This window comes from Gardnerella sp. 30-4 (assembly GCF_001641215.1).
Taxonomy (GTDB): domain Bacteria; phylum Actinomycetota; class Actinomycetes; order Actinomycetales; family Bifidobacteriaceae; genus Bifidobacterium; species Bifidobacterium leopoldii.
Window position 1 is genome coordinate 1 of the sequence record NZ_LXJL01000118.1, and the last position, 3,762, is coordinate 3,762.

The 3,762-nt window shown below is 38.8% G+C and carries 2 protein-coding genes and 1 pseudogene; all 3 read left to right on the forward strand.

From position 1 onward, the window contains the following. Positions 1-345 precede the first annotated feature (345 nt). A complete protein-coding gene (locus tag A5294_RS05950; RefSeq protein WP_004119947.1) occupies positions 346-1,113 on the forward strand; it encodes an ATP-binding cassette domain-containing protein in 768 nt (255 codons plus the stop codon). Beyond that, a complete protein-coding gene (locus A5294_RS05955) occupies positions 1,103-3,181 on the forward strand; it encodes a YhgE/Pip domain-containing protein (protein ID WP_004119944.1) in 2,079 nt (692 codons plus the stop codon). The genes A5294_RS05950 and A5294_RS05955 overlap by 11 nt, the downstream gene beginning before the upstream one ends. 163 nt (positions 3,182-3,344) lie before the next feature. Then, positions 3,345-3,762: pseudogene (locus tag A5294_RS05960) on the forward strand (hypothetical protein); the annotation flags it as partial.

The following is a 3,762-nucleotide window of genomic DNA, read 5'->3' on the forward strand; positions in this document are numbered from 1 at the left end:
GATGAAATATAAACAATTCAACAGAAAGATTGAAGTAGCTTAACAATTGTTTACCCAAAAGAGTACCCTAAGGTATCAGTGGTGAAGAATTAAGAATAATCACCAAATGTCCGGTTTTGCACCGTTTTATGCAGCATTGCAACGTGAGTTTATCGCTAAAAATAGCGATAAAGCAATGTGAAAAGTAAAAATTGTTTTGCTAATTGCGAAAATCTAAAAATAAACAACAAACACAAACAACAAAATTAAAAATTGGTTATTTAGAGTAAGGAGGAATGCCTGGCGCTCTAAGCGAAATTTAGATACTGCGTTGTGTCTAAGCAATAAGCGTCAAACATACAAATTATGCAAGAGGAACAAACGTTTTTAGAAGCTAAAGAATTAGGGTTAAAAAGATTTAGAAGATCGCCATTTTGGGATGTGTCGCTAAAAGTTGCACCTCATCAAATCGTTGCAATTTCAGGCGAACATGGTTCTGGAAAATCAGCTTTGCTGCTTGCATTATCTGGTTATATGAAATTCACTAATGGAATTCTTACTATTGCGGACGTAACTCTTCCTAATGATTTCCAAGAATCTCGACAATACGTTGGTTTGGGATTATTTAGCGGAATTAACGAATTTTATAAAACGCAAACAATAGAAGAAGTTCTTATGAGCGAGTTGAAACTAGCAGCGCGCTCGCCTCTATTTTTGAAGCAATACAAAAATGATGTTAAAAACCGTGAAGCTTTACAGCAGTACGCTTACAACGTGTTAGCTCAATGGAAAGTATTTTCTCCTCACGAAACAGCAATAGGAGAGTTGACTCCGTGCGAGCGCATGCGTTTGGCAATTGCGCTTGCTTTGTTAAAAAAGCCGTGGCTGCTATTTGTTGATGGAATTGAAACGGAGCTTACTAGCGAGCAAAGCGAATACCTATTTTCCGATATTCGCGCGTATGTTAGTAAAAATTACTGCTCTTGCCTTGTTGGAGTTTTGCAAAGTGAGTTAGAAAAGCAAGCTGATCAAGTCTTAAGACTAAGCCCAAATCATGGGGAATCAGAAAATTCTCATATTGATTCACAGCTTGGTATAAGTGAAGCAAATGGTGGTGAAAACAATGCGCGTTAATACTCTTTCTCTTGCATTTCGAGAGCTTAACAATACGTTGAAAGGAAAAGCTCGAAAGCTTGTTATTGGAACCGTAGCTTTGATTCCACTTTTATACGGATCGCTTTATTTGTGGGCATTTACTAATCCTTATAAGACTTTGAATACTGTTCCTGTAGCTGTTGTTGTTGAAGACAATGGTGCTGTGATTAACGGCAAAATGCGTAACATTGGAAACGAAATCAAAACTCGCTTAAAGAATCAAAAAGATGGTAGTGAGGGATTCCAATGGAATTTTGTAAATAGTGCTGAAGCGAATAAGGGTCTTAAAAATGGCAACTATTTTATGGTAGCAACCATTCCAGCTTCCTTCAGTAAGTGCATTGCTTCTGCGCAATATGAAACTCCTACTAAAGCAAAACTTCATGTAAAGTACGATCAGGCAAGTAATATGCTGGCTTCGCAAATTGGTAAAACTGCTTTCCATACTATGCGTAGCGAAATCAGCGAGGCGATTGCTCAAGAGTATTGGGAGAACATGTTTGCGAAAGTTAATTCTGCTTCTGATTCTCTTGGTGACGCAGTAAATGGTGCTGGTGCTTTGCATGAAGGCTCAAAATCTTTGCAAAATGGAGTAAATAAGCTTGCGGATGGATCTAATCAACTTTCTCAATCTTTGCGAAAACTTCAAGGCGGATTAAGTGAGCTTCAAAAAGGAGCGAATACTCTTTCTAAAGCAAATACTCGAAGTAAAGCAGGGGCGCAATATCTTGCTCAAAAAACGCAAGATTTAGCAAACGGAGCTCAACAATTAAGCAAAGGAACTCAAAAACTATCGGCAGCAACAAGCGAATTTTACGATGGTGCGCAAAAGCTTTCTGCTTCTAGTAGTGAATTAGAGGAACGCGTTAAGGCTGGAAATGCTGAAACAAAAGCACAAATTATGGGTCTTCTTATGAAAGCGCAAGATCCTAGAGTTACTAAGGAAGACGTGCTCGCTAGTTTGCAAGGTTTAGCTGGAGGATTAAGTGAGAATTCTGATCTTCTAGAAACAAATCTTTCTGCTTTAAGCGCTGGAGCAGACAAGCTTTCTGCTGGAAGTTTGCAAATAAAGGGCGGAGCTGACGCAATATCTCAAGGTGTTGAAGCTGTTAATACTGGCTCAAATAAGCTTGCTGCTGGAGCGAATAGTCTTGCTGAAGGTTTGGCTCAAGTAAGTAACGGTAGCGAGAAACTAAATAATGGTGTGAATGCAGCTGCACAAGGTTCAGCGAAAATAGTGAACGGTTCTGATCAGCTTAATTCCGGAGCTAAGAAGCTATCGGATAATACTCCAAAGCTGGTTGAAGGCGCAAAAAAGTTGCATGACGGGCTTAAGAATTCTCAAAAGTCTGGAAAAATCAACAATATCGTGCAAAAAAGTAAGATGATGAGCGCGCCGGTTTCCTTGGAAGAACACGAGTATTCTCACGTTGAAAATTACGGAACAGGTTTCGCTCCTTACTTTATTTCCATCGGACTTTGGGTCGGTGCTCTTATGGCAACCTTTGTTTTGAGAGTTATGGATAGGCGAGCGATACTAAATGGCATGAATCCGCTTAAGAGTGCGCTTATTAGCTTAACGCCGTTTGTGATTATGGGCGTTGTACAAGCTGTAATTCTTATGGGCGTAGTGCACGTTGTGTTAAAGTTGCAAATTGACAACGTTCTTGCGTTCTATGGTCTTGGAATTATTGCATCCATAATGTTTATGGCAATAATGCAAATGATTATGGTGATTTTCCACATACCAGGGCGAATAGTTGCAATTGTGCTGCTTATGTTGCAAATCACAAGCTCTGCAGGAACATTCCCAGTTCAAATGACGCCGGCATTCTTTAGAGCTGTTCACCCATACTTGCCAATGACGTACTCGATTATGGGGTTGCGTCAAGCAATGGCTGGAAAGAACAGTGGCGAAATAGTTTTCGGCATTGAAATGCTTGTGCTTTTCGGCGTGATTGCGATTGCTATAACAAGCATCGTTGCGCGCATGAAGCGTACTGTAACGATGTTTGATTTGCATCCTGTGATAACGCTTGAGGCGTAAGCGTCGCTTATCTAATACTAACCTGCGTAAGAGTGAATAGCTTTTGCGCAGGCTTTTTATATTTAAGTAACCTAAATTTATGCAGTTTCCAAACATTACAACGTAGTATTAGAATATTTAACTTGCTTGCTTACAATTAGTTAAAGTTTGAGAAGGGGTAGTTATGCCTAATGGAATTGCGGTGAAGCTAAAAAAATTTATTGCATTAGCACTTTCGCTGTTTCTTTTTATGCCATTATGTTCAGGATGCTCAAATCAAAATGGCGCAAATACAGAAGCTGTTAATAGTGCAAAAAAAGTTAATGTTATTAATGCAAAAGTAGCAGCTTTATATAAAAAAGTTTTAGCAAACGCTGATAAATATAACCTTAATGAAGCTGATTCAGAAATTGATACTAGCAAAAGTAAGTATTCTTACGCGTTAGTCAATATGAGCGATAGGGATATTCCGGAGCTTATTCTTCGGAAAAATTATAAATATGTGTCATGTTCGAAGGTTTTTGCTGCAAATAAAGATTACAGTGACGTTGTTTCTTCAAATGATTTAATTTGCGATGGCGTTGGAGACATTGGCGGTTTTT